Origin of the sequence: Paenibacillus foliorum, from assembly GCF_013141765.1 — a bacterium.
GTDB classification, from domain to species: domain Bacteria; phylum Bacillota; class Bacilli; order Paenibacillales; family NBRC-103111; genus Paenibacillus_S; species Paenibacillus_S foliorum.
The window spans coordinates 22068-46766 of record NZ_WHOD01000133.1 but is presented as its reverse complement, the minus strand read 5'-3'; the positions used below and the strand labels follow the sequence as shown (position 1 = coordinate 46766).

Sequence of the window (24699 nt, the reverse complement as noted above, 5' to 3'; positions counted from 1 at the left end):
ACCATGGATACTGTCAAACCAACCGTACAAGAGGATATAGCTTCCCCAAAAAGAACCAATGAACTATTGAAGAGACATGGTCTAGTGTTGAAAAAAAGTCTGGGACAAAACTTCCTGGTAGATCCGAATATTTTACATAAAATTGTTTCGGCTGCCGAGCTGGATAAGTCTAAGGGCGTTCTGGAGATCGGTCCCGGGATCGGCGCATTAACCCAGCAGCTGTCCAAAATAGCCGGCAAAGTAATAGCGATCGAGATTGACCAGCGGCTACTGCCGCTACTGCAGGAAACCTTAAGCGCTTATCCTCACGCCAGTGTTATTCACGGTGATGTGCTCAAGGTGGATTTAAAGCCCTTATTCGATGATCAATTTCAAGGGTCGGACCAAGTCAGTGTCGTCGCAAATTTGCCCTATTATATAACGACGCCAATTATTATGAAGCTGTTGGAAGAAAAGCTCCCTTTGGAGAACATTGTTGTCATGATTCAGAAGGAAGTAGCGGATCGGATGTCTGCAAAGCCGGGCGGCAAGGAGTATGGCAGCCTAAGCATTGCCGTTCAGTATTATTGCGAGCCGGAGATTGTAACGATTGTTCCGCGTACCGTCTTTATTCCACAGCCCAATGTGGATTCAGCCGTTATCAGATTAAAGGTGCGTAAGCAGCCGGCGGTTGAGGTAGAGGATGAAGATTTTTTCTTTGATGTGGTTCAAGCATCTTTCGTACAGCGCAGAAAAACGATTTATAACAACCTAGCAGCTCGTTATTTCAGTAAAGAGACAAAAGGGCAGCTGGAAGCCATTTTACTGGGAGCAGGAATTGAGCCTTCCCGTAGGGGAGAAACGCTTTCTATGCAAGAATATGCACAGCTCAGCCGTGCTTTGTCGGCAGCTCTGGAAAAGGCTTGAGAAGTGGCTAGCAGATAAAAGGACGTAATCATTTATTGCAAGGCTTCTAAGTGTAAACTGATTATGGATATTCACCAAATGCCCATTGAAGCCATAGGATAGACGAGGGAGGCGATTTGCCCATGAAACAGGGAGACCTGGTCACTCGTAGATCTTATGGTGGTGACATCCTTTTTAGAATTCAGGACATCCTGATGCAGCAAGCGGTGCTGCGGGGGGTGGACTATCGTTTGCTTGCCGACGCTCCTATTCAAGATTTAACCACGGCGGCACAATTTGACCCGTATCAGTATGCAGGATCACTTAAACCAACATGGATGGATTCAATGCGCAGAACACAAATACTAACTGCGACAGCCCCCCTTCAGGAGGGGGTGAATGCGTCTGCAGCAGAGGATGCGGCCCAAGGCTATTTTGAAATGCCTGGAAAGGTGCTTCATTTGGACGGAGACCCCGCTTATTTGCGAAAATGCATGAGCCTGTATGGCGAGCTTAGAGTGCCTGTAGAAGGCTTTTATGTGGCTGAGGCGGATATGGCAGATGTTTTATATCGAATGCTGCCTCAAATCAGGCCGGATATAGTGGTCATAACAGGTCATGACGCCATACTTAAGGGTAAACGAAATGGAGATATCAGCCAGCTCAGCAGCTATAAGAATTCGCATAACTTTGTTAACGCGGTCAGGGTGGCAAGGCAATACGAGAAGAATAAAGATACGCTCACAGTCATTGCCGGTGCTTGTCAATCTCATTTCGAAGCCTTGCTGCAAGCAGGGGCTAACTATGCCAGCTCTCCGGCAAGGGTCTTGATTCATGCGTTTGATCCACTGTGTGTAGCAGCGAAGGTATCCTTTACCTCCATCAAGGAAACGGTGAATATGGTTGATGTCATCAGGCTTACGCACAGTGGATTGGAAGGCATGGGAGGCATAGAATCCAGAGGCAGCTATCGGCGCGGAGTTCCCATAGTTCAAAAAAATATTCCTGTTAAAGCGCCCTAGGGTGCTTTTTCTTTTGTAAATAAGACAATTGTGTGAACGCGCCATGTCTTTTTTTAGCCAAAACCTTGCTGAATATAGGAAATATGCCGTTGACAACAGGTTTGTGTGGCTGATATAATATTTGTTCTAATTTGACATACTACCACTATTGCTGTATACTTTGTAAGGAAAGAGGTGGAGTGGTCAATGGCTAAAAACGCGCTGTTGGAGATCAAACGCAGTTTGGAACCTCATGTCGGACAGAAAATCATGCTAAGAGCAAATGGTGGTCGCCGTAAAACGATCGAACGATCCGGTGTATTGGAGGAGACCTACCCTTCCGTTTTTATCGTGAAACTGGATCAGGAACAAAACGCGTTTAAGCGAGTCTCATACAGTTACGCAGACATACTTACGGAGTCCGTTGAAGTAACGGTTTGTAACGATGACGGACAAGTACGGATCACTATACAGCAATAATATACATAAACAGCATGCCTGCGGGGTGTGCTGTTTTTTGTTATTTAGTTTTTGCGAGGCTCCTTCCTCTTGTGAACACGGAGATAAGCGGGTTTAGTACCTCTGGGGTCCGGGTTGAAGGCTATAGTGCATGTAACATAAAGCCTCAGGACATACTAAACCTATCTTAGCACGAAGGAGGGAACGCGCATGTCACGCAGGAACCGTGGAGTAATGTCGGAAGGGTTCAAATACGAGCTAGCGAAGGACTTAGGTTTTTATGAAACAGTGCAGCGTGAAGGCTGGGGAGGTATACGTACGAAGGATGCGGGCAATATGGTAAAAAGAGCGATTCAAATTGCCGAGCAAGCATCCAAACAGCAACCGCAGCAACCGCCAAGGTATTGATTAGGTAGTTCAAAACCGTCTAACGGAAGCTAGAGTGCGCAGAGCGCGGCTTTAGCTTTTTTTTGTTGCTTTTTTGGTATACTATAAGTATTAGAACTTTTCCAGTACTTTCTCCGTATTAGAGAATGATGAACTGTGAAGCAATAGAGCTGCAAAGAAGGTGTCCTATGAAGGTTTTTGAAAAAGCTCCAGCCAAAATCAATCTAATGCTGGATGTACTGCGTAAACGGGAAGACGGCTATCACGAGGTAGAGATGATCATGACTATGGTTGACCTCGCTGACCGTATTGAAATGCAGGAGCTGCCTAGAGATACGATTATGATTTCAAGCCAGGCCGGATACATACCGTTAGATGAGAAAAATTTGGCGTTCCAAGCGGCGAGGTTGATCAAGGATCGTTATGATGTGAAGCAAGGTGTTTACATACATTTGGATAAAAAGATACCAGTTGCCGCAGGCCTGGCGGGAGGAAGCAGTGACGCTGCAGCCACTCTGCGCGGTCTGAATCGTCTGTGGGAGCTTGGCATTCCGACGGATGAGCTACAGCGCTTAGGAGCAGAACTCGGCTCTGACGTGCCTTTCTGCGTTACTGGCGGAACCGCGATTGCTCGCGGACGTGGAGAAAAGCTGGAGCCGATTGAGTCGCCGCCGCAGTGTTGGGTCATATTGGCCAAGCCTCCCATCAATGTCTCCACTGCAGATGTTTATGGTAAATTGAGAGCCAATGCTATCCAACATCATCCGTCTGCGGAGCTGGTGCTGGAGGCCATTCGCCTGAAGCGTTTTGATCTGTTGTGTGACCGGCTGGGTAATGTGCTGGAGGAAGTGACACTGGATTTATATCCGGAGGTTAGGCGGCTCAAGGAATGTATGCTACGGCTAGGTGCTGAGGGTGTGCTTATGTCTGGGAGCGGGCCCACTGTATTTGGTTTGGTATCCAAGGAAGCGAAAGTGGCCAGAATCTATAATGGACTGCGCGGATTTTGTAAGGATGTATTCGCCATTCGTCTTTTGACCTGAAGATGTTAGTTATTGATGTCAGATACATGTTAGAATAATTTTCATGGACATCTTGAAAAAATACGTATAAAAATGGTATATTCACATTATATTATTCGGATTTTATGCCATTTTACGATGAGGGGTGCACCAATGAAAAAATTAAAACGAAGTGCAAGATTGGTCGAAATGACGCAATACTTGCTTTTTCGCCCCCATACACTTATTCCTTTAACTACATTTGCGGATCGGTACAATTCGGCTAAATCGTCAATAAGCGAAGATTTAGCGATTATAAAGGAAGTGTTTGAGGAAGAGGGGCTTGGAGATTTATTAACTTTAGCGGGCGCGGCCGGAGGGGTAAAGTTTATCCCTAAGGTTTCCAAAGCAGCATCTCTGCAGTTTATTCAGGGTATCTGCAAACAGCTAGAGCAGCCAGAACGAATTTTGCCAGGCGGTTATATGTATATGTCAGACATCATGGGCCAGCCTTTTATTTTGAATGAAGTAGGGAAGATGTTTGCAACCGCTTTTTCTGCAAAGGATATTGATGTGGTTATGACCGTAGAAACGAAGGGGATTCCGATTGCTTATGCTACGGCCTCTTTCTTAAATCTGCCTGTCGTAATTGTTAGACGCGATAATAAAGTGACGGAAGGCTCAGCAGTGAGCATCAATTATGTATCCGGCTCCAACAAGCGTATTCAGACGATGTCTTTGTCGCGACGCGCTTTGAAGGAAGAATCACGAGTGTTGATTATTGACGACTTTATGCGGGTTGGCGGAACGGTGCATGGAATGATGGATTTGCTGAAAGAGTTTAGAGCGACAGTAAAAGGGGTCGGCGTTTTTGTGGAGTCTGGAGAAGTAGAAGAGCATTTGGTAGAAGAGTATATTTCATTGGCCAAGCTATCAGGTGTTGATCCGAAGACTAAGCAAATTACAGTAGAGCCCGGAAATTATTTCTACGATGGAGTGTGACCTATTATGGCATTGGATATCATTGCAACGAAACAAGCTCCAGCAGCTATAGGCCCTTATTCGCAAGCTGTACGATTTGGAGAGCTGCTTTTTACGTCTGGACAAATTCCGCTTGGGCTCGATGGACAAGTTGTGGATGGCGGGATCGAGGAGCAGACACATCAGGTTTTTCGAAATTTGAAAGCGGTTTTGGAAGCGGGAGGCTCATCGTTTAACCGTGTAATTAAAGCAACGGTGTTTATTAAAGATATGAATCAGTTCGCACAGGTCAACCAGATCTATGCTGACTACTTTGGAGACCACAAACCGGCTCGTTCAACTGTCGAAGTTGCACGGTTGCCAAGGGATGTTTTTGTCGAAATTGAGCTGATAGCTACAGTTATTGTCGAATAATTTAAAATTAATCAAATATTTATTAAATTAAATAAATTTATATAAAATAAGAAGGAATTTGACCTAAAATGTGGAATTTTATAGACCAAGTCTTCTAGATGGGAAAAGGTGGTGAACACTAGTGCAGATTACAGACGTGAGACTCCGTCGGGTTAATTCCGAAGGAAGAATGAAAGCCATTGCTTCCATAACCATCGACAACGAATTTGTGGTTCATGACATTCGTGTGATTGACGGTAACAACGGTATGTTCGTGGCAATGCCAAGCAAACGAACACCCGATGGAGAGTTCAGGGATATCGCTCATCCGATTTCTTCCTCTACCCGCGAAAAGATTCAAGCTGCTGTTTTGGCAGAGTACGACCGTGCAGCGACTGAGGAAGAAGTAATCGTTGAAGGGGCATAATCGACGAGTTTGGGGAGAGCCGCGAGCGGCTCTCTTTTCTTTTTGCACAAATTCATATATATTTGAATGCAGGGCGTGAAGGCTGCGCATAAGACTAGAGGCTGTTTATAAAGTTCGTTTTGAAAATGAGGAAGCTTGAAATAATGGGGCGTGCGTGTTTCTGGCTCGCTTCTTTTTGCGACATGACACTAGTGACTATTTTCTAATAGAGGGAGTGACCGGATTGAATATAATGGGGATCGTTCTGGCTGCAGGACAAGGCAAGCGAATGAAATCGAAATTGTACAAGGTTTTGCATAAAGTTGGTGGAAAACCAATGGTCGGGCACGTAATTGATGCATTGGAGCAAGTAGAGACACAAAGAACCATTGTAGTGGTCGGACATGGGGCTGAGTCAGTTAAAGCGTATCTGGGAGACCGGGTAGAATATGCTATGCAGGATCAGCAGCTCGGTACTGGACATGCTGTACTTCAAGCGGAATCGCTGTTAGGAAATGAAGAAGGGTTAACCGTTGTTCTGTATGGTGATACTCCCTTGATTACAAGTGAGTCCCTGCAGGAAATGATCCGTATTCACTGTGAAAAGGATGCAGCCGCGACTGTCATGACAGCGATCATGGACGATCCGTTCGGCTTAGGCCGTATTATCCGGAATGAGCATGGTAGAGTATCCCGCATCGTTGAGCAGAAGGATTGCAATGCAGAGGAACGAGAGATCAAAGAGATCAACTCGGGTATGTACTGCTTTTCCAACCGTAAGCTGTTTGATGCCTTGAACAAAGTGACTAACAACAATTCGCAGCAGGAATATTATTTAACGGATGTGCTTGGCATATTAGTTAGTCAAAATGAGATTGTCGAGGCTTATTGCACTCCAGATGCGATGGATACGTTCGGTGTTAATGATCGTGTAGCGTTATCTGAAGCGGAGAGGATCATGCGTGCGCGGATAAACCGTAATCACATGTTGAACGGGGTTACTTTAATTGATCCAGCGAACACCTATATTGATGCTGATGTGCAAATTGGTTCGGACACGGTTGTGCTGCCAGGAACCATTTTAAAAGGCCGTACTGTTATAGGGGAAGAATGCTTAATCGGTCCGCAAACGGAAATAACCGATAGCACGATTGCAGATGGAGTTCAAATCAAGCAATCGGTGCTTTTGGATGCTGAAGTGGGGAGCCAAAGCAGTATCGGACCTTTTGCGTATTTACGTCCGGGTGCAAAGCTTGGGGAGAATGTGAAAATCGGTGATTTTGTTGAGATCAAAAATGCCACTTTGGCTGATGACGTCAAAGTTTCGCATCTTAGCTACATTGGCGATGCCAAGATAGGTAAGAATGTAAACTTCGGCTGCGGTGCGATCACCGTTAACTATGACGGCTTCAATAAGCAGCTGACCGAGGTAGAGGAAGATGCTTTTATCGGCAGTAATGTGAATTTAATTGCTCCAATCAAAATAGGCAAAGGTGCCTATGTCGTAGCGGGTTCCACAATTACGCATAATGTGGATGATAATGATGTGGCTATTGCTCGTGAGCGGCAGGTTAACAAACCGGGCTATGCTGAGAAGTTGCGCAATAAATTTTCTGAGAAGAAACGGCGGCCGTAAAAGAACTAAAGCGTAAAGCAGATGCTTTATGGAGCTCGCTTTAGAAAAAAAAAGGTTTGATTCTCCTTCAATTGGGTAAATTAAGATTAGGATATTTATAAGCCTAATCATCTCGGTTTGCTAAATTGAAGGAGGTATTACCCTTATGACAGTTACAATGATAGCGGAAGAACGCAACAGAGGCACCAAATCAGAACGCAAAGGGCTTCGCGCAAAGGGGAAAATTCCGGCAGTTCTATATGGTTCGAAGGTTAGCAGTACTCCTATTGCTATATCAGAAAAGGAGCTTTTGGTGCTGCTTCGCTCCAATCCACACGCAATTATCGAAATGGATGTGCCGCAGCTAGGTAAGCAGCCTGTTATGATTAGCGAGGTGCAGCGTGACGCACTTTCCAGAAATGTGCTGCACGTTGATTTTCATCAAATTAATATGGATGAACCCGTATCGACAACCGTTCGTTTGGATTTCACGGGCGATGCAGCAGGAGTAAAAGCGGGCGGCATTCTGCAAATACAGCATCACGAAATAGAAGTTCGGTGTTTGCCGAAGGATATCCCTGCTTCCATCTTGGTGGACGTCAGCCAGTTGGAGATTGGAACTAATATTCTGGTTTCGGAGCTGAAGCTTCCAGCCGCTATTGAAATCAAAACGGATGTGCATGATGTTTTGGCTACGGTGTTGATGCCTCAGAAAGAAGCGGAAGCAGTTGATGCCGATGAGGAAAGTGAGCAGAAGGCAGAAGCGGTATCTGCAGGAGCGGCTGATTAAACATATTGCAGCAAGCTTTGTTCGAATCTGTTGTGATCTTATCTGGGAGCGTGTCGAATTATGATGCGCTCCTTTGTCGCGTTCCCTAGGCTTCATCTATAATGAAAAGTTTGGTATGATCGACTAAAGAAAGGGGAGAAGGTGCAACGTGAAATGGTTTGTGGGTTTAGGGAATCCTGGGACGCCTTATCAATCAACTAGGCATAACATTGGATTTATGGCAGTGGATCGGTTTGCTGATAGGCATGGTATCAAGATTACACAAAGTAAATGCAAAGCTCTTATAGGAGAAGGTAATATAAACGGGACTAAGGTTTATTTGATTAAGCCGATGACTTATATGAATTTATCCGGAGAATCGATCCGGGCGTTTATGGACTTTTACAAAGCCCCAGTAGAAGATTTAGTCGTTGTTTATGACGATCTGGATACGTCCTATGGACAAATAAGGCTGCGATATCAAGGCAGTGCCGGAGGCCATAATGGTATTAAGTCTACTATTCAGCACTTGGGAACACAGTCCTTTAATCGCATTCGAATGGGCATTAATCGCCCTGCTCCCGGATATAATATAGCAGATTATGTATTGTCTTCTTTTTCTAAGGAGGAATTCAAGTCCATGCCGCAAATGCTAGACACAACCTGTGAAGCTATGGAATACACACTTGAAAATCCCTTTGAAAAGACTATGGCTAAGTTTAATCTTTAATAAAGTGCTTGGCTCTGGTTCCAGCATGCTGTGGGATGACAGATTTGGAAATCCGGGCTAAATTCCTCCTTTTTTGGTCATAATGAATGAAAAGGAGGAGAGTGCTTGTGGGAGTAAAATATTTTTGCCGTCATTGCCAGACACTGATAGGCGAGCTGGAGCAACAATATATCAGTGAGGAGCTGTTAGGCTTCCATTTCTTGACCCCCGAGGAACGGAGAGATATAATATCGTATAACCCAAATGGTGATGTCACCGTTAAAGTGGTATGCGATTATTGCAAGGAAGCCTTAGACAGTAACCCAGAGCTTTCGCTTCTTACCAGTCCGCTTCAGTAAGATTTAGTTTTAACACTGATTTGCAAATCTTGACGGATACCGCCTAGGCTGAATGTCTAGGCGCTTTTTCAGGTACACGGATGGGATATGTATAGTTTAGCCCAGGACGGATCGTCCTTAAAGGACGGCGTAATTCATGATGATGGGGTTGCTTTTGTTAATGGGTGAGAGGGGTGTACGTTTTTGCAGGCTTTAATTCAAGCATTCTCCGCAGATCCTGATTTGCAGAGTATTGTATCGGGCGTACGCTCCGGGATGAGAGAGCAGCTGCTGTCTGGTTTGTCGGGTTCCTCACGACAGGTCATGCTGGCGGCTCTTTATGAGGAGTTACAGCAGCCGTTATTTATCGTGACACATAACATGTTTTCGGCTCAAAAAATATTTGAAGATTTGATCGAGTGCTTGCCTTCCGACAAAGTCTTGTTGTTCCCAGCGCAGGAGCTTATGGCGGCGGAAACGGCTATTGCGAGTCCGGAGATGTTAGCGCAGCGTATTGACGCATTAACCCGGTTGGCGGCTGGCTTTCATGGTATTGTCGTTGTGCCTTATGCGGGGATGCGTAGGTTTCTTCCGCTCAAAGGACTGATTGCCGAAGCGAGGATTCCGATCCAAGTGGGCGAGACGCTTCAGCTGGATGATTTTATTGCTCGCATGGTTGGGCTTGGCTACGAGCGTGTTGAACGTGTGGAAGCCAAGGGCGAGATGAGTGTGCGGGGAGGCATTATTGACTTTTTCCCGTTATATTCAATCCATCCGTACCGGGTCGAGCTGTTCGATGAGGATATTGATTCTATTCGTACCTTTGATGTTACGGATCAGCGTTCTATTGACAAGTTAAATGCTCTAGTGATTACGCCGTGCCGTGAGATTATTGTGGATGGAAAACGTTTACAAGGAGCGGCTCAGCACGCCTATGAGCTGCTGCAGACGCAGCTAGAGAAGATGGCGGATCGTGGAGCTAAGGACCGACTGCTTGAAGGTGTGGGCCATGAGATTGAGATGATGCGGGAGGGGCAATATTTCCCGGGGATTTTCAAATACGTCTCCTTGCTTTATCCCGAACGGCAAACGCTGCTTGATTACATGCCTACGGACACTATTTTGCTAATCGACGAGCCGGCCAGATTGTTGGAAACAGCAAAGCAGCTGGAGCGGGATGAAGCGGAATGGACGACCATGTCACTTCAGGATGGGAAGAGCATCCCTGCGTTTGTGCTGTCGAAGTCCTATGAAACCTTGCTTCAGCGGAAGTCTTATCCGACCCTGTATATGTCGTTATTTTTGCGGCAGGTTCCGCAAACACAACCGCAGAATATTGTGAATTTTATGTGCCGGGTTATGCAAAATTTCCACGGTCAGATGAATGTGCTTAAGTCTGAGATGGAGCGGTGGAAGAAATCCGGCGCTAAGGTGCTGATCCTTGCCAACGGGGAAGAGCGGGTAGACCGTGTACGCCGTGTGCTAGCTGATTACAATATCGATGAGCCGATAATCCTTAAAGGAAACCTGCAGACTGGCTTTGAGCTTCCCAATATTCATTTAGTGGTCATTACCGAAGGGGAAATGTTCACTCAGAAGCAGCGTAAGGCGCGTAAGGTAGACAAAAAGATAGAAAATGCCGAGCGTATCAAAAGCTACCAGGAACTCAAGGTTGGCGATTATGTAGTCCATGTGAATCATGGTATCGGCAAATTTGTTGGCATTGGCACACTCGAAATCAATGGAATTCATAAAGATTATTTGCATATTGTGTACGCCGGGGGAGATAAGCTATCTGTCCCGATCGACCAGATTGACCATATCCAAAAGTACGTAGGTTCTGAAGAGAAGGAACCGAAGATTTATAAGCTTGGTGGAGCTGATTGGAATCGCGTCAAGAGTAAGGCAAGAGCTTCGGTTGAAGACATTGCGGATGATCTGATCAAATTGTATGCGGAACGACAAGCGATAACGGGCTACGGATTTAGTCAGGATAGCACATACCAGCAGGAGTTCGAAGGTATGTTTCCTTATGAAGAAACAGCCGACCAGCTGCGTGCCATTAGTGAGATCAAAGAGGATATGGAGAAACCGCGCCCAATGGATCGGCTGCTTTGCGGCGATGTAGGTTATGGGAAGACGGAGGTTGCCATCCGTGCTGCGTTTAAGTCCGCTATCGATGGCAAGCAGGTAGCCGTATTGGTACCGACAACGATTCTAGCGCAGCAGCATTATGAAACATTCCGCGAGCGTTTTTCTGGCTATCCTTTTAATATTCAAGTGTTGAGTCGCTTCCGTTCTAAGAAGGAACAGACAGAAACTATGAAGGGCGTCAAAGCAGGAACTGTGGATGTCGTCATCGGCACACACAGGCTATTGTCAGCAGATGTGAAGTTTAAAGACCTTGGACTGCTTATCGTTGATGAGGAGCAGCGTTTTGGTGTGTCACACAAAGAAAAGCTAAAGCGGCTGAAAATGAATGTAGATGTGCTTACGCTTACAGCAACGCCGATTCCTCGGACGCTGCATATGTCTATGCTTGGCGTCCGTGATTTGTCAGTAATCGAAACGCCGCCGGAGAACCGATTCCCCGTACAGACCTATGTGGTGGAACAGAGCAATGCTTTGGCGCGTGAAGCGATTGAACGTGAATTGGCTCGGGAAGGACAGGTGTATTATTTGTTCAACCGTGTCCAAGGCATCAATCAGATGGCTGAACAAATTTCGATGCTTGTGCCGGATGCGAGAGTGACCGTAGCTCACGGTCAAATGTCCGAGCAAGAGCTGGAGAAAACCATCCTCGACTTTTTGGATGGCGAATACGATGTACTGGTCAGCACTAGCATTATAGAAACCGGTGTTGATATTCCGAATGTTAATACCCTGATTGTCCATGACTCCGATAAAATGGGTTTATCCCAGCTGTATCAGCTAAGAGGACGGGTAGGACGTTCCAACAGGATTGCCTATGCCTACTTTACTTATCAACGGGATAAAGTGTTGACCGAGGTTGCTGAGAAAAGGCTTCAAGCCATAAAAGAGTTTACAGAATTAGGGTCAGGGTTTAAAATTGCCATGAGGGATCTGTCCATACGCGGCGCTGGTAACTTACTGGGGGCCGAGCAGCATGGTTTTATTGCATCGGTAGGCTTTGATTTGTATTCCCAAATGCTTGCTGAGGAAATCGCCAAGCGCAAGCATGAGATTACAGGCGAAGAGCCAGAAAAAATTAAAACTTGGGTAACGCAACTGGATATCCAATTGGACGCCTATATCCCTGGTGATTATATTTACGATAGCGTGCAAAAAATAGAGATTTACAAAAAGGTTGTAGCCGTCAAATCTTTGGAGGAAGCAGCTGAACTGCATGATGAGCTTGTAGACCGTTTTGGCGATTTGCCAGAAGCCGTGCACAATCTGCTTGCCGTCGCAAGATTAAAAGCATATGGCTCCATGTATGCCATCGAATCCATTTCGCAAAAAGGACTGGATTATGAGATTAAGATCCATGCGGATCAAACTGGCAATTTGGATGGGCAGTTGCTATTCGGTATAGCAGGTGAGTTTGAAGGCCGTGTTAAGTTGATTGCTGGTCCGCAAATTCATATCCATCTTAAGGGCAAAGGGTTGCAGCCGGATCAATCCATTGAATTGTTGGAAAAGTTTCTGAGTCAATACAAGCGCGCGTTGAAATCGAAGGGAGAATTGCAGAATGCTGTCAAATAAATGGATGAAAACAAAAAAGGGGTTAATTACTGTATTAGCCGCGGTGACCTTAATTTCGGTGGTTGCTACTGGCTGTGGGAAGAAGGTTGAAGATCCGGCTGCAGGTGCTGTGACACCGGCGAAGCCTGATGCGAATGCTAGTGAAGTATTGGTAACATACAAAGATGGCGGAAAAGTAACCCGTGGCGAGTTCAATACGTTCCTTAACATCAATACCTTTTTCTATAAAGAATATGCCCAATATAAAGATGATCCTGCATTCCAGCAGGACATGATGAAGCAGTTCGTAACATTCCGTGTATTATCTTCCCGTGCAGACGATAAAGCGAAAAAGGAAGCAGAAACTAAGGCGAATGAACAAATGGAACAGATTAAAACATTTCTTGGCATGCAGGAGGGCGGTTTAGAGAAGCAGCTTAAGGATGCCAACCTGACAGAAAAGGATATTAGCGATTTTATTCTCCGCAGTATGCAGGGTATTGCAGCAATGGAGAGCAAGGTTACAGATCAACAGGTGAAAGAAGCTTATGATAAACATCTAGCACAGGATAAAAATGCGTATGATACCGCAACAGTCAGCCACATTCTAATTGGAACGATGGATCCGACAACACAAAAGGAAAGCCGTTCGAAGGAAGAAGCTAAGAAACGTGCAATAGAAGTGCAGGACAAGCTGAAGAATGGCGGCGATTTTGCTGCTCTAGCTAAGGAATACTCGGAAGATCCGGGTTCTAAGGATAAGGGTGGTAAATATGAGAATGTTGAAGTTTCTCAATGGGTGCCTGAATTTAAGAAAGCTACAATTGAACTGCCTCTAAATCAAGTTAGCGATCCTGTTGAAACTTCATACGGTTACCACATCATCAAGGTGGAATCCCGTAAAACCAAGACTTTCGACGAGGTAAAGCCAAGTTTGCGCTCTGAAGCGGCAGAAACGCAGGTGTATGAGTTTGTAGAAAAAGAACTGCCGACAATCATTGAAACTAATAATTTGCCGAAGCCTACTCCAGCTCCAGCTCCAACAGCGCCAGCAGGAACACCGACTCCTGAGGCTCCAAAAGCTGAGACACCGGCTAAGTAATATATTACCAGAGTACCCGAGAGGGTACTCTGTTTTTATTTCTCAAATATGGACATAATGAAATCAACGGCGTCAAGGGTACATAAACTCAAAGTGGTTGATCAACGATATGAATGCCAATTTGTGTATAGCTAGCTCAACTGACGTCTTACAAGCAACACATGTATAAGCCGATGGGAATCGAAGAATACTATGGTTACAATATGAAATTCCCTCTAATTGAATAAACAAAGCTATCCAGTCGTAACTAACTCTTCAAGGAAAGTGAGGCATCTAGAAACATGAAAGCAACTGGAATCGTTCGTCGTATTGACGATTTAGGAAGAGTGGTAATCCCCAAGGAAATTCGTCGCACATTACGGATCAGGGAAGGGGATCCACTGGAAATTTTCGTGGATCGCGATGGAGAAGTCATCTTGAAGAAATACTCTCCAATCGGTGAATTAGGTGATTTTGCGAAGGAATATGCGGAATCATTGTATGAAAGCACCAATCATATCACTATGATTACGGACCGTGATAACATCATTGCTGTTGCTGGAGCGTCTAAGAAAGACTATCTGGAAAAATCAATCGGTTCTTTGGTGGAAACGTGTATGGAAAACCGTAAAACTTCGATGGAAAGCAGTACCGGCCAATATGAGGTTATCAAGGATGTAAGTGATACGTATACATCTTATGTCATTGCTCCTATTATTGCGGGTGGCGATCCAATTGGGTCCGTGGTTCTCTTCAGTAAGGATGAAAATGTTAAGATGGGCCAAATGGAGATTAAAATGGCTGAAACAGCTGCCGGATTTTTGGCCAAACAAATGGAGCAGTGAAGATTATCAATACTAGCTCCGCTGCGCAAGGAAAGTACCTGTTCCCCTTTTGAAGACTTGTTTCTTTGGATTAGATGAATGTGGTCGGAACAGGGCTTCAAAATGGGGAACTTAAACTATCCGGTATCTTTCCTTGCTCCGCTTCGCCGCAGTTTAATTAAGGGGAGAGATAGAGAAACCTGAAAAGGGGGTCTAGGGATCCCTTTTTTTGCTGTTCTTAGCAACAAAGATTGGTATATAATAAGTGGATTGCAAGAAGGAAAAAGCAGGAAACGGGACAAGCCAGTCATGCAAGAAGGGGAAGCGGTATGAAAGTGGATTCAGAGACTCGAAGCAATGAAGGGCAGCAGGCAGGGGTGACACTGTTAAAAGGTGCAGCCGTTCTGGGTGCGGCGGCGGTTATATCGAAGCTGATTGGAACGATGCAAAAGATCCCGTTGCAAAATATGGCAGGCGACGAAGTATTCGGTATTTATAATGCGGTTTATCCACTGTATATATTAATTTTGTTTTTGGCTACGGCGGGATTTCCCATTGTGGTTTCCAAATTTGTGTCGGAGCATGCATCCGTGGGACGTTATGAGGAGGCTCGCCGCGTACTCAAGGTATCGTCAGCAGTACTAGCCGCTTCGGGCTTCTTGTTTTTTCTGTTTTTATTTTATGGGGCAGACTGGTTGGCAGGGTTGATGGGGGCCAGTCAAACAAGTAGAGCCATTCGAAGCGTGTCCTTTGCATTGTTGATAGTGCCTGTGATGTCTACACTGCGCGGGTATTTTCAAGGTTTCCAGAATATGGTTCCAACAGCAGTCTCTCAAGTGGTTGAACAAACCATTCGAGTAGGTACTATGTTTGGGCTGCTGTTGATATTTGTTCATTATGGATATGGACCGGATTGGATTGCTGCGGGGGCAACCTTCGGCTCGGTAATGGGAGCACTTGCCGGGTTGCTCGTCATGCTTTACTACTACCAGAAGGAGCGGAAGGTAGATAAAACGTCTCTTCAAGAGACTGCCGCTATTGCTTCAGATGAACTTGGAGAGGCTTGCTACGAAAGGGAAGGTAATGGTAGCTTAATACGGCGTCTTTTACTGTACGCTTTGCCGATTTGTCTGGGGACGATAGCTTTGCCGATTCTAACCTTGGTAGACTCGTTTACTATGCCCCGACTGTTGAAGCTCCACGGTTTGGATGAAATGGGAGCCTTGTATCAGTTTGGGCTGTATAATCATGGATTACCTCTGGTGCAGTTGGTCGCAATGATAGCTTCTTCTGTGTCTGCAGCGCTTGTGCCTGCAATAGCACAGTCGAAGTCTAAGGTGGATTCGGCGGTGCTTCGCAGTCTGACTGAAAAGTCGCTTCGTCTAACTTGGTTGATAGGGCTAGCTGCTTCGGTAGGATTGGCTGTGCTGGCTGAGCCCATCAATGTGATGTTCTTCAGAAGCGGCGAAGGATCTTTGGCAATGGCTATCCTTAGCTTTACTGCGCTGTTTAGCATACTCAACATTGTAGCAAGCAGCGTGCTCCAGGGCTTCGGCGCCGTGGCGGCGCCGGCGCTCTACCTGCTCGCCGCGGCGGCGGCCAAAATCGCGGCAAACGCCGCCCTCGTGCCCCGTTGGGGCATCGATGGCGCCGCAGCCGCGGCGGTGGCCGCCTACGCGCTCGCAGGAGGCCTTGCGCTCGCCCACGCGCTGCGCGCCACCGGCGTCACGCCGGCGGTCGGCCGCACCGTCATCAAACCGATGCTCGGCATCGGCTTGATGACGGTGGGCCTGCTCGCCGTGACGCACGGCTTGCCCGCGCTGCTGGGCGCGCTCCACGTGGACCTGCCCCCTCGGGGCATGGCCACTGTGGTCTCGCTCACAGGCGTAGCTATTGGAGCGCTTGTGTACGCGCTCGCGCTGCTGCGTCTCGGCGTCGTGTCTTCAGCCGAGCTGGAGCAAGTTCCGCAGCTTAGAGGCAAGCCTCTCGCGCTGCTGCGCAGAACGAAGCTTTTGCGATAAGAGCTTACTTTTTTAAAATATTTAACACTTTGCCCTCTCTTTTTTAGGCTCAATCTCAAAATCGGTGCTTGACCCTCTCCCGATCATCGGTCTGCACAAAATCCTGCAAACATGCAGTTATTTACTAGTGAAATTTACGGTTGAGATGAAAAGCTGCGAAAGTGCAGCAATTTCATGTAAAATGGTCTGATTTCAGTTTAGAATGAAAAGAGAGATGCACATTTACATGAATTCACGAAAACGGCTGATAAAACTTCCAAAAGACTGTATAAATGCAGGTTTTGGGAGTATGGAATGGCTCCGAATAATGTTTTATATGCCGCCATTGCTGTTCGTAAAGTCTCATCAAGCGAGAAGCTAGGTATCGAGCCGAAATCGAATGATTTCGTCGAGCGCTGATTTCAGTATTGAGCCCCATTTTATTTATCTCTTTTACTTAACTCTTTTTTATCTTTTATATACTTATCGCTCTTGTGTTCTATTCTCAATCGTTCTACTCTTTAATGTTCTACTCTCTAGTGTTCTATTTCTCTATCGTTCTAATCCTCATCACGCTTATATCTATAACTATTCTCAATACCACATGAACGAAGGAGGCTAATTTTTCATGCAACCACACATCACGGTTGTCGGCTTAGGCTCAGGCAACGAAGATCAGCTGACGCTAGGCGTCTGGAAGCTACTGCAGGCGGCAGATAAGCTGTATCTGCGAACGGATCAGCATCCGATGGTCACCATGCTGACAATGAACAATATCGCTTATGAATCATTTGACGCATTATATGAAAGTCATGACACGTTCGAGGGTGTATATGAGGCTATTGCTGGAGAACTGATAGCATTGGCTAAGTCTGCAACGGCTGGTATTATCTATGCGGTTCCAGGTCATCCAATGGTAGCTGAGATGACGGTACAGCTGCTGCGGGACCGCTGTTCACAGGAGGGCATAACGCTGCAGCTGCTAGGCGGAGAAAGCTTTCTGGATCAAGCGTTTCTGCGTCTCGGCTTTGATCCGATTGATGGGTTCCAATTGCTGAATGGAACGGCACTATCCGTTCACAGCTTGAACCCGCAGCTGCATACGGTAATCGGCCAAGTGTATGACACCTTTACTGCTTCAGATGCGAAGCTGACGCTAATGGAGCTGTATCCGGACGACATGGAAGTCGTGGTCGGACATGCTCTGGGTGTAGTAGGCGAAGAGAAGATACATCGCATACCGCTGTTCGAGCTGGACCATCTCCAGGATTACGGTAATCTGTCGCTCGTATGGATTCCCAGAACAGATGAGGATAAGCTGCGCAACCGAACCTTCGCCCGGCTCCATGAAATTGTAGAAGTTCTGCGCAGTCCGGAGGGATGTCCTTGGGATCGGGAGCAGACGCATCAATCCTTGCGCAAAAATTTAATTGAAGAAGCCTACGAGGTTCTGGAAACGTTCGACGAGGAAGATCCTGATCATATGGCAGAAGAATTGGGTGATTTACTGCTGCAAATAATGCTGCACTCCCAAATTGAAGCTGAAGAAGGTGGATTTACAGTGTTGGACGTCATTGAAGCCTTGAATGAGAAGCTGATTCGCCGTCACCCTCATGTTTTTGGTGAAGCTTTAGCCGGGGATGCGAACGAAGCTCTTCAAAACTGGCAGCAGATTAAACAGGAGGAAAAGCGCCAAAAAGGGATTGATCCTGAGGAGCTCCCTCTGCTAAGCGGTGTGCCTCGTGAGCTTCCGGGCTTGATGAAGGCGTATAAGCTTCAGAAAAAAGCAGCTGCCGTCGGTTTTGATTGGAATCGGTTAGAGGATGTGTTGGAAGTTGTCGAATCAGAGTTAGCCGAAGTGAAGGAAGCGATCGCTCAATTTTCGAAAAAAGAACAGCAAGAGGAAATTGGAGATCTACTATTCTCAGTTGTTAATTTGGCCCGTTTTCTGAAGGTTGAACCGGAGGAAGCCATGACTGGCGCCAATCGTAAATTTTTTGAGAGATTCGGGTATATCGAGAAACAATTGCGTTTAAAGGGCAAAAATTTTGACCAAACTGATCTACAAGAGATGGAATCTTTGTGGCAGGAAGCAAAAAAAGTTTTATATATCGACAATAACTAGCAGGAATTTCCTGAAAAACAAAGAATACATAACATAGAGTTATTTTGAGGAGGAAAAGTATCCATGAACAAAACAGACTTGATCAGCAACATTTCAGAAAAAAGCGGTTTGACCAAGAAGGACGTGGAAACCGTTCTTAACAACTTCTTGGGTGAAGTAACCGATGCTCTATCTACAGGCGACAAAGTCCAACTAATCGGTTTTGGAACATTTGAAATCCGTAAACGTTCCGGACGTACAGGACGCAACCCTCAAACAGGTAAAGAGATTACAATTCCTGAGTCAAAAGTTCCGGCTTTCAAAGCAGGTAATAAGCTTAAAGAAGCGGTAAAATAATGCGCCTTGACAAATTTCTCAAGGTTTCCCGGTTAATCAAGCGACGTACCGTTGCAAAGGATGTATCCGATCAAGGACGTGTCTGGATTAATGGGAAAGACTCAAAACCGAGCAGTGCCGTCAAGGTCGGCGATGAATTGAAAATTCAATTCGGACAAAAGAGCGTGACGGTTCGTGTGGAACAACTTGCCGAGTCTACCCGCAAGGAAGATGCGGCGAACATGTACACCCTGCTCAAAGAAGAAATGCACAAAACCGAACTATGGCAAAGCCAAGGAGACTGACGTGTTCAGTCTTCTTTTTTTTGTAGTTCTATTCTTGGACATCCCCCCATATTTTTAAGTAAACAAGCTTTGTTGTTGGGAATTTTTTATTGCCATGCTAGTAGGCGGAGGGTAGTGTAACGAACCGGAGAGTTTACGTGCCGCCTTTGAAAACGAGTTTTCACCTCTTAGTCTGATCAAGAAACTCGTTTTCAAGAGCGGCCGGAGGTCGTTACACTGACCCGCTGCCTGACGAAGTCATGGCAAGAACTGCTTCCCCAACAATCCAAGCTGCCAGGAGGGATCGTCCATGGCAATCGAGCCGGGAAAAGTGAAGCGACAAGAAATCAAGATGCTCAACCGCAAGCTGCTCGAAGTGTCCGGAGTTATGAACGTAGAAAGCTTCGATAGCGAAGAGTTTTTACTGGAGACCGAGTATGGATTCCTAATGATCAGAGGTCAGAACCTGCATATTAAGAACTTAAGCCTGGAGCAGGGGCTGGTGGCGATTGAAGGATTAGTGAACGAGCTGGCCTACGTTGACGCAAATTCCCAAGGAAAGTCCAAGGGACTATGGGGTAAGCTCTTTAAGTGACCTTGCAAACTCAGTTTGTTACGATGGGCATGATGCTGCTGGGGGGACTATCGTTAGGTGGGTTGTTTGATTTGTACCGGGTGCTTGCAAGCCAGCTGAAGGCACCGCGTTACGCTTACTACCTCCTGGATCTCGTGTTTTGGCTCATCGGAACATTGCTTGTATTCAAGCTTTTGTATGCAAGCAATTTAGGACAAGTACGGATGTTCATTTTTGTCGGTTTGCTAATAGGTATCGCTGTGTACTTCATGCTGTTCAGCCGAACGGTCATCCAAATAATTCTATGGATGATTCGGTTTGTCCGAGCGTTGATCCGTATAGGTAAACGGACAATTGAAATCCTTATAATAAAACCCATCGTATGGATATATAGGGCAACTATTATAATTTTAGGATTTTTATTGGCTATAGCTATTTTCCTGTATAAAATTATGTTACAATTACTCCATCCTGTGTGGAGACTGTTTTTGTGGCTTCTTAGGCCGCTCATCCGTCGGATTCGCATTACTTCATGGGTAAACAAAATAGGTCAATCGGTTTCGTCGTTTATTAGGCGGCTTTTTGGTCGGACGTAGGAGGGTTTTACAGCTATGAATTCTGCCCCATTGGCAAGAAACAATACAAAGCCGTTTAACAAAGGGTCTTATCGCAGACGCCGATTGGTCATGATTGTTTTTGCTTGCTTTTTAAGCTGGGCTGGGGTCACTCTGTGGAATCAAATCGCTAAAACCAATGACAGAAGCGAGAAACTAACCGCATTGGAGCAGAAGTACAAAGAAACGCAGCAAACCAATGGGGATACGAAACGTGAAATTGTTCGGTTGAACGATCCGGAATACGTAGAACAAAAAATTCGAAAAGAGTTACATTATGTTAAGCAGGGAGAAACCCTGTTCTATGTACCTAAGGAACAAAAGAGATAGGCACGATAGCGCTATCAAACCTTTTGTTGACCATATTGTAGCTGTACGTTATAATCTGCATTGTCAGGGTTTCGTTAACTATTTAAGGGAGGAACATTTTACTTTATGGCAATTGAAGTGGGCAGCAAGCTGGAAGGAAAGGTTACGGGCATTACTCACTTTGGGGCATTTGTAGAACTGCCTGAGGGCGGTACTGGCCTGGTGCATATCTCGGAGATAGCAGATAACTATGTTAAGGATGTCAACGATCATCTTAAGTTGAATGACATGGTTACCGTCAAAGTGATTAATGTTGACAAGGACGGCAAAATCGGCCTATCGATTAAACAAGCGGTAGACAAACCGGTTGAAGCTCCGAGGCCCGCTCGTTTTGAAAGACAAGGTGGGGGACCCGGCGGACCTGGCGCTGGCGGCGGAGATCGTGGAGGTCGACCAGGCGGTGGATTTGGCGGCGGAGGCCGTGGAGGCGGTTTTGGCGGCGGAGGCGGTGGAGACCGTGGAGGCCGAGGTGGTGGATTTGGCGGCGGAGGCCGTGGAGGTAAACCTCCTGCTGGTAAACCGACATTCGAAGACAAAGTATCGCGCTTTCTGAAAGATAGCGAGGAACGCATCTCGTCCCTGAAGAAGAACACTGAAGGGAAACGTGGAGGCCGAGGCGCTAGACGCGATTAACTATAGCATATGCAGCCGTATGGGCGAGATTCCGCCTGCACGGCTTTTTAGTTATTGTCACGCCAAGGTGGGGATCAGAACTGCTTTCTAGCTTGACAAGATGTACAGGCCTATTATATACTCATGCTTGTTGTGGCGGTGTAGCTCAGCTGGCTAGAGCGTACGGTTCATACCCGTGAGGTCGGGGGTTCGATCCCCTTCGCCGCTATTGTAAGATGAAAAAAAGGCGCCTTGCCGAGAACTTGATTCCGGCGGGGCGTTTTTTGTGTTGAATGGCTTCTTAGGATTTGGAGGTTTTGTCGTATATTATTAAGAATTGGGTGAATCGACAACATCTAACGGCAATAGTGCACGGTTATTGGACCTTTGTATGAATGATTGAGAAGGAGAAAGCTTAATGAAAATTATGAAATCGCTTACATATATTGAGGTGACAGGATTCCCAGCATTAGCGCGCCAGTTCTGATTTTTGTCGGAAAAAACTTTCTACCTACCAACTCATTCTGACAAACTTTATAATAGACTGCCATTATACTAAGACCACTAATAGGCTATGGGTGGTGTTCATGAAGGATGCAAAGAAAATTAGATCATGTTGGGCTTTCTTGGAACAGATGGAGTCAAAAAGCGAAACAAAAGACAACAAATGTGTTGGTGGAGAACCGATTGGTACAATCGGTAATCGCGAAGAAGTGGTCAATCCTGTTATTGATAATGGCATTTTTGTTGGGTAGAGCGATGATTCTGGATCAATTAGCTCCGTTTTCGATTGCATTTTTTGCTGTAGTGTACTTTTTACGGCGGGAGCTTCTGTTCATGACGGGCTGCTTCTTGATTGCAGGCAGTTTGCTCTCGGGGGATCCCATGCATACCAGTTATATGGTGTCAGAAGTACTCGTGTTTATATTAATCCAAAAAGGTGTGGAAAGGTTTGAGCGCTCAGATATTTCGTATTCTCCTGTGATTGTTTTTGTGGCTGTTTTTCTAGTTCAATTGTTTTCGCATCTCGTTTCAACCGAATTGAGCTGGTACACCTTTATGCTTACTGGAGTCGAAGCAATGCTCAGCTTAATATTGACGCATATCTTTTTGCAAGCTGTTCCTGTATTTACCCTTACCCGCAAAAACTATAGTTTAAAAAATGAGGAAGTCATTTGTCTTATTATTCTACTTGCGTCAGTAATGACTGGTACAGTTGGTTGGTCGCTTGGATCTGTGACTGTGGAGCATGTGCTTTCACGATATCTCATCCTGCTTTTCGCTCTAGTTGGAGGAGCACCCCTTGGAGCTTCGGTAGGAGTTATTACAGGGCTGATCCTAAGCTTGGCTAACTCGAATGCCATTTACCAGATGAGTTTGTTGGCATTTGCCGGTATGCTCGCAGGTTTATTGAAAGAAGGCAATAAGCTGGCAGTGGGGCTCGGGATGTTGCTTGGATCTTCGATTCTCTCCGTATATATTGGCAATCAATCTGAAGTGATTAATTCGACATGGGAATCGGTGGTGGCTGTCCTGTTATTCTTGCTTACCCCGAGAGGGGTTATAGATACACTGGCTAAATACGTACCGGGTACCCAAGAAAATTTAAAGTCTCAACATGATTATGCGAAAAGAGTAAGAGATATTACTGCAAATCGAGTGGAGCAATTCTCGGAGGTGTTCCGTCAGCTCTCCAAAAGCTTTAAACAAATTACGGTAGACTCTGAGCCTAGGCAGAAAGAAGAGGAAGTCGGGCATTTCATGAACTCTGTGGCTGAACGATCATGCTCCTCTTGCTGGAAACGCAATCAATGCTGGAATGATAAGTTTTATCAGACGCATAAGTTCATGACCGATATGATGACAGAGGTTGAGCTCAGGCAAGAGATTAGTCGTAAAGATATTTTGCCGCAATGGAAGAAAGTTTGTATCAAGCCTGATCAGGTGCTCGCTGTGATGAAGCAGCAATATAGCTTGTATCAGAATGATCAGCACTGGAAAAAACAAATTATCGATAGCCGCCAGTTAGTGGCCGATCAGCTATATGGTGTATCACAGGTCATGGAGGATTTGGCTAAGGAAATCAAACGAGAGGGGCAGGAGTTGTTTTTACAGGAGGAGCAAATTCGAATTGGACTGGAGGAGCTGGGTTTATCCATTCATAGCATTGATATTATTAGCTTAGACGAAGGGAATGTGGAAATTGAAATCATACACCAATATACAAGGGGCTTCGATGAATGCCGCAAAATTATAGCTCCGTTGCTGACGGATATTTTAGGTGAGCATATCGCGGTGAAAAATGAACAGATGCTGGAGCGAAAGGAAGGGTACAGCACGGTAGTGTTCGGATCAGCCAAGGAGTACGAGGTAGAGACGGGGGTTGCCGCGGCGGCTAAAGGGGGGGATTTGCTGTCGGGGGACAGTTTTAGTACAGTAGAGCTGGGTAATGGAAAGTTTGCAGTTGCTTTAAGTGACGGCATGGGTAATGGAGAAAGAGCGCGAGCAGAGAGCAGTACGGCACTGACGATTCTGCAGCAGCTGCTGCAATCAGGCATGGATGAAAGATTGGCCATAAAATCGGTCAATTCAGTGCTCATGCTGCGATCCTCTGATGAAATGTATGCAACGGTCGATGTGGCGATCATTGATTTGTATAATGCGCATACTACCTTTTTGAAAATTGGTTCCACTCCTAGCTTTATCAAACGAGGGGGCGAGGTGTTCCCAATTACAGCTAACAATTTACCGGTAGGAATCCTGCATGAGATTGACGTTGATTTGGTTAGTCTGCCACTGCAGCCGGGTGACATCCTGATCATGATGACTGACGGCATCTATGATGCGCCAGGACATGCCGTTAATAAAGATATATGGATGAAGCGATTGCTTACAGAAATTGATACGGAATCGCCGCAGGAGTTCGCTGACATCTTGCTGGAGAGGATTGTGCGGTATCATCATGGCGAGATTTATGACGATATGACGGTAGTAGTAGCTCGTTTGGAGAAATATCAACCAGAATGGGCCACGTTCAGCTGGCCAGGTATGCAGCGTATTGAGCGGCCGAAGACAGTTAGTTGATATAGAACCTGCTTCATAACGCGACTTGCCCAAATCTAGGGGCCTGACATAACAAGGACTATCCGATATTTTCGGACAGTCCTTGTTCGAGTTCAAGTCTTATTAAGTTTAGGAAACTTGTAAAGTGGAAAAACTGATAGGAATGGTAGGATCAATTAATGCTCACGA

The 24699-nt window shown here is 45.9% G+C and carries 24 protein-coding genes and 1 tRNA gene; all 25 read left to right on the top strand.

Going from position 1 to position 24699, the window contains the following annotated elements; all coding sequences use genetic code 11:
• Positions 1-3: 3 nt before the first annotated feature.
• Complete coding sequence (gene rsmA / locus GC093_RS35005) at positions 4-906, top strand: 16S rRNA (adenine(1518)-N(6)/adenine(1519)-N(6))-dimethyltransferase RsmA (RefSeq protein ID WP_171656588.1); 903 nt, start codon at positions 4-6, stop codon at positions 904-906.
• Positions 907-1028: 122 nt separating this feature from the next.
• On the top strand, positions 1029-1907 hold the full coding sequence (yabG, locus tag GC093_RS35000; protein WP_171656587.1) for a sporulation peptidase YabG: 879 nt from the start codon (positions 1029-1031) through the stop codon (positions 1905-1907).
• A 186-nt stretch (positions 1908-2093) separates the two neighbouring features.
• Positions 2094-2366, top strand: coding sequence for a biofilm formation stimulator Veg (gene veg / locus GC093_RS34995; RefSeq protein WP_133236016.1), 273 nt, complete (start codon positions 2094-2096; stop codon positions 2364-2366).
• A gap of 189 nt (positions 2367-2555) precedes the next feature.
• Complete coding sequence (locus GC093_RS34990; protein WP_171656586.1) at positions 2556-2753, top strand: small, acid-soluble spore protein, alpha/beta type; 198 nt, start codon at positions 2556-2558, stop codon at positions 2751-2753.
• A gap of 167 nt (positions 2754-2920) precedes the next feature.
• Entirely contained in the window at positions 2921-3775 is an 855-nt protein-coding gene (ispE, locus tag GC093_RS34985) for a 4-(cytidine 5'-diphospho)-2-C-methyl-D-erythritol kinase (RefSeq protein WP_171656585.1), read from the top strand.
• 132 nt (positions 3776-3907) lie between these two features.
• Positions 3908-4735, top strand: a complete 828-nt coding sequence (gene purR, locus GC093_RS34980) for a pur operon repressor (RefSeq protein WP_171656584.1) — start codon at positions 3908-3910, stop codon at positions 4733-4735.
• Between the two features lie 6 nt (positions 4736-4741).
• Positions 4742-5128 carry a RidA family protein gene (locus GC093_RS34975; protein ID WP_171656583.1) on the top strand — a complete coding sequence of 129 codons (387 nt, stop codon included), beginning with the start codon at positions 4742-4744 and terminating at the stop codon, positions 5126-5128.
• A 121-nt stretch (positions 5129-5249) separates the two neighbouring features.
• Positions 5250-5534, top strand: a complete 285-nt coding sequence (gene spoVG, locus GC093_RS34970) for a septation regulator SpoVG (RefSeq protein WP_089201676.1) — start codon at positions 5250-5252, stop codon at positions 5532-5534.
• A 223-nt stretch (positions 5535-5757) separates the two neighbouring features.
• Positions 5758-7149 (top strand): bifunctional UDP-N-acetylglucosamine diphosphorylase/glucosamine-1-phosphate N-acetyltransferase GlmU, encoded by a 1392-nt coding sequence (gene glmU, locus GC093_RS34965; RefSeq protein ID WP_281365365.1) that lies wholly within the window; start codon positions 5758-5760, stop codon positions 7147-7149.
• Positions 7150-7294: 145 nt separating this feature from the next.
• The gene (locus GC093_RS34960) at positions 7295-7918 is read left to right on the top strand and encodes a 50S ribosomal protein L25 (RefSeq protein WP_171656582.1); all 624 of its coding nucleotides are present in this window, start codon (positions 7295-7297) and stop codon (positions 7916-7918) included.
• A 148-nt stretch (positions 7919-8066) separates the two neighbouring features.
• Positions 8067-8627: an aminoacyl-tRNA hydrolase gene (gene pth, locus GC093_RS34955; protein ID WP_171656581.1), complete on the top strand. Its 561-nt coding sequence runs from the start codon at positions 8067-8069 to the stop codon at positions 8625-8627.
• A 107-nt stretch (positions 8628-8734) separates the two neighbouring features.
• Complete coding sequence (gene fin / locus GC093_RS34950) at positions 8735-8965, top strand: anti-sigma-F factor Fin (protein WP_171656580.1); 231 nt, start codon at positions 8735-8737, stop codon at positions 8963-8965.
• Between the two features lie 183 nt (positions 8966-9148).
• Positions 9149-12670 (top strand): transcription-repair coupling factor, encoded by a 3522-nt coding sequence (mfd, locus tag GC093_RS34945; protein WP_171656579.1) that lies wholly within the window; start codon positions 9149-9151, stop codon positions 12668-12670.
• Between the two features lie 4 nt (positions 12671-12674).
• Complete coding sequence (locus GC093_RS34940) at positions 12675-13751, top strand: peptidylprolyl isomerase (RefSeq protein WP_246315837.1); 1077 nt, start codon at positions 12675-12677, stop codon at positions 13749-13751.
• A 281-nt stretch (positions 13752-14032) separates the two neighbouring features.
• Positions 14033-14575 (top strand): stage V sporulation protein T, encoded by a 543-nt coding sequence (gene spoVT / locus GC093_RS34935; protein WP_171656577.1) that lies wholly within the window; start codon positions 14033-14035, stop codon positions 14573-14575.
• 308 nt (positions 14576-14883) lie between these two features.
• Positions 14884-16575, top strand: coding sequence for a putative polysaccharide biosynthesis protein (locus tag GC093_RS34930; RefSeq protein WP_171656576.1), 1692 nt, complete (start codon positions 14884-14886; stop codon positions 16573-16575).
• A gap of 607 nt (positions 16576-17182) precedes the next feature.
• Complete coding sequence (yabN, locus tag GC093_RS34925) at positions 17183-18679, top strand: bifunctional methyltransferase/pyrophosphohydrolase YabN (protein WP_171656575.1); 1497 nt, start codon at positions 17183-17185, stop codon at positions 18677-18679.
• 63 nt (positions 18680-18742) lie between these two features.
• Entirely contained in the window at positions 18743-19015 is a 273-nt protein-coding gene (gene hbs, locus GC093_RS34920) for a non-specific DNA-binding protein Hbs (protein WP_171656574.1), read from the top strand.
• A complete protein-coding gene (locus GC093_RS34915) occupies positions 19015-19299 on the top strand; it encodes an RNA-binding S4 domain-containing protein (protein ID WP_171656573.1) in 285 nt (94 codons plus the stop codon). The genes hbs and GC093_RS34915 overlap by 1 nt, the downstream gene beginning before the upstream one ends.
• A gap of 289 nt (positions 19300-19588) precedes the next feature.
• Positions 19589-19873, top strand: coding sequence for a sporulation protein YabP (yabP, locus tag GC093_RS34910; protein WP_171656572.1), 285 nt, complete (start codon positions 19589-19591; stop codon positions 19871-19873).
• The gene (gene yabQ / locus GC093_RS34905) at positions 19870-20448 is read left to right on the top strand and encodes a spore cortex biosynthesis protein YabQ (RefSeq protein ID WP_171656571.1); all 579 of its coding nucleotides are present in this window, start codon (positions 19870-19872) and stop codon (positions 20446-20448) included. Before yabP ends, yabQ begins: the two co-directional genes overlap by 4 nt.
• A 15-nt stretch (positions 20449-20463) precedes the next feature.
• Complete coding sequence (locus GC093_RS34900) at positions 20464-20796, top strand: FtsB family cell division protein (RefSeq protein ID WP_171656570.1); 333 nt, start codon at positions 20464-20466, stop codon at positions 20794-20796.
• A 105-nt stretch (positions 20797-20901) separates the two neighbouring features.
• Positions 20902-21468 (top strand): S1 domain-containing RNA-binding protein, encoded by a 567-nt coding sequence (locus GC093_RS34895; protein WP_171656569.1) that lies wholly within the window; start codon positions 20902-20904, stop codon positions 21466-21468.
• A 134-nt stretch (positions 21469-21602) separates the two neighbouring features.
• A tRNA-Met gene (locus tag GC093_RS34890) sits at positions 21603-21676 on the top strand.
• 365 nt (positions 21677-22041) lie between these two features.
• Complete coding sequence (gene spoIIE, locus GC093_RS34885) at positions 22042-24531, top strand: stage II sporulation protein E (RefSeq protein WP_171656568.1); 2490 nt, start codon at positions 22042-22044, stop codon at positions 24529-24531.
• Positions 24532-24699: the final 168 nt, after the last annotated feature.

What these genes read in the sequence shown, in the direction of transcription:
- rsmA (WP_171656588.1), top strand. Translation starts at nt 4, where the DNA reads ATGGATACTGTCAAACCAACCGTACAAGAGGATATAGCTTCCCCAAAA.
- yabN (WP_171656575.1), top strand. Translation starts at nt 17,183, where the DNA reads ATGCAACCACACATCACGGTTGTCGGCTTAGGCTCAGGCAACGAAGAT.
- veg (WP_133236016.1), top strand. Translation starts at nt 2,094, where the DNA reads ATGGCTAAAAACGCGCTGTTGGAGATCAAACGCAGTTTGGAACCTCAT.
- yabG (WP_171656587.1), top strand. Translation starts at nt 1,029, where the DNA reads ATGAAACAGGGAGACCTGGTCACTCGTAGATCTTATGGTGGTGACATC.
- yabP (WP_171656572.1), top strand. Translation starts at nt 19,589, where the DNA reads ATGGCAATCGAGCCGGGAAAAGTGAAGCGACAAGAAATCAAGATGCTC.
- GC093_RS34975 (WP_171656583.1), top strand. Translation starts at nt 4,742, where the DNA reads ATGGCATTGGATATCATTGCAACGAAACAAGCTCCAGCAGCTATAGGC.
- GC093_RS34990 (WP_171656586.1), top strand. Translation starts at nt 2,556, where the DNA reads ATGTCACGCAGGAACCGTGGAGTAATGTCGGAAGGGTTCAAATACGAG.
- GC093_RS34900 (WP_171656570.1), top strand. Translation starts at nt 20,464, where the DNA reads ATGAATTCTGCCCCATTGGCAAGAAACAATACAAAGCCGTTTAACAAA.
- GC093_RS34960 (WP_171656582.1), top strand. Translation starts at nt 7,295, where the DNA reads ATGACAGTTACAATGATAGCGGAAGAACGCAACAGAGGCACCAAATCA.
- hbs (WP_171656574.1), top strand. Translation starts at nt 18,743, where the DNA reads ATGAACAAAACAGACTTGATCAGCAACATTTCAGAAAAAAGCGGTTTG.
- spoIIE (WP_171656568.1), top strand. Translation starts at nt 22,042, where the DNA reads ATGCAAAGAAAATTAGATCATGTTGGGCTTTCTTGGAACAGATGGAGT.
- GC093_RS34930 (WP_171656576.1), top strand. Translation starts at nt 14,884, where the DNA reads ATGAAAGTGGATTCAGAGACTCGAAGCAATGAAGGGCAGCAGGCAGGG.
- GC093_RS34895 (WP_171656569.1), top strand. Translation starts at nt 20,902, where the DNA reads ATGGCAATTGAAGTGGGCAGCAAGCTGGAAGGAAAGGTTACGGGCATT.
- ispE (WP_171656585.1), top strand. Translation starts at nt 2,921, where the DNA reads ATGAAGGTTTTTGAAAAAGCTCCAGCCAAAATCAATCTAATGCTGGAT.
- spoVT (WP_171656577.1), top strand. Translation starts at nt 14,033, where the DNA reads ATGAAAGCAACTGGAATCGTTCGTCGTATTGACGATTTAGGAAGAGTG.
- GC093_RS34940 (WP_246315837.1), top strand. Translation starts at nt 12,675, where the DNA reads ATGAAAACAAAAAAGGGGTTAATTACTGTATTAGCCGCGGTGACCTTA.
- GC093_RS34915 (WP_171656573.1), top strand. Translation starts at nt 19,015, where the DNA reads ATGCGCCTTGACAAATTTCTCAAGGTTTCCCGGTTAATCAAGCGACGT.
- purR (WP_171656584.1), top strand. Translation starts at nt 3,908, where the DNA reads ATGAAAAAATTAAAACGAAGTGCAAGATTGGTCGAAATGACGCAATAC.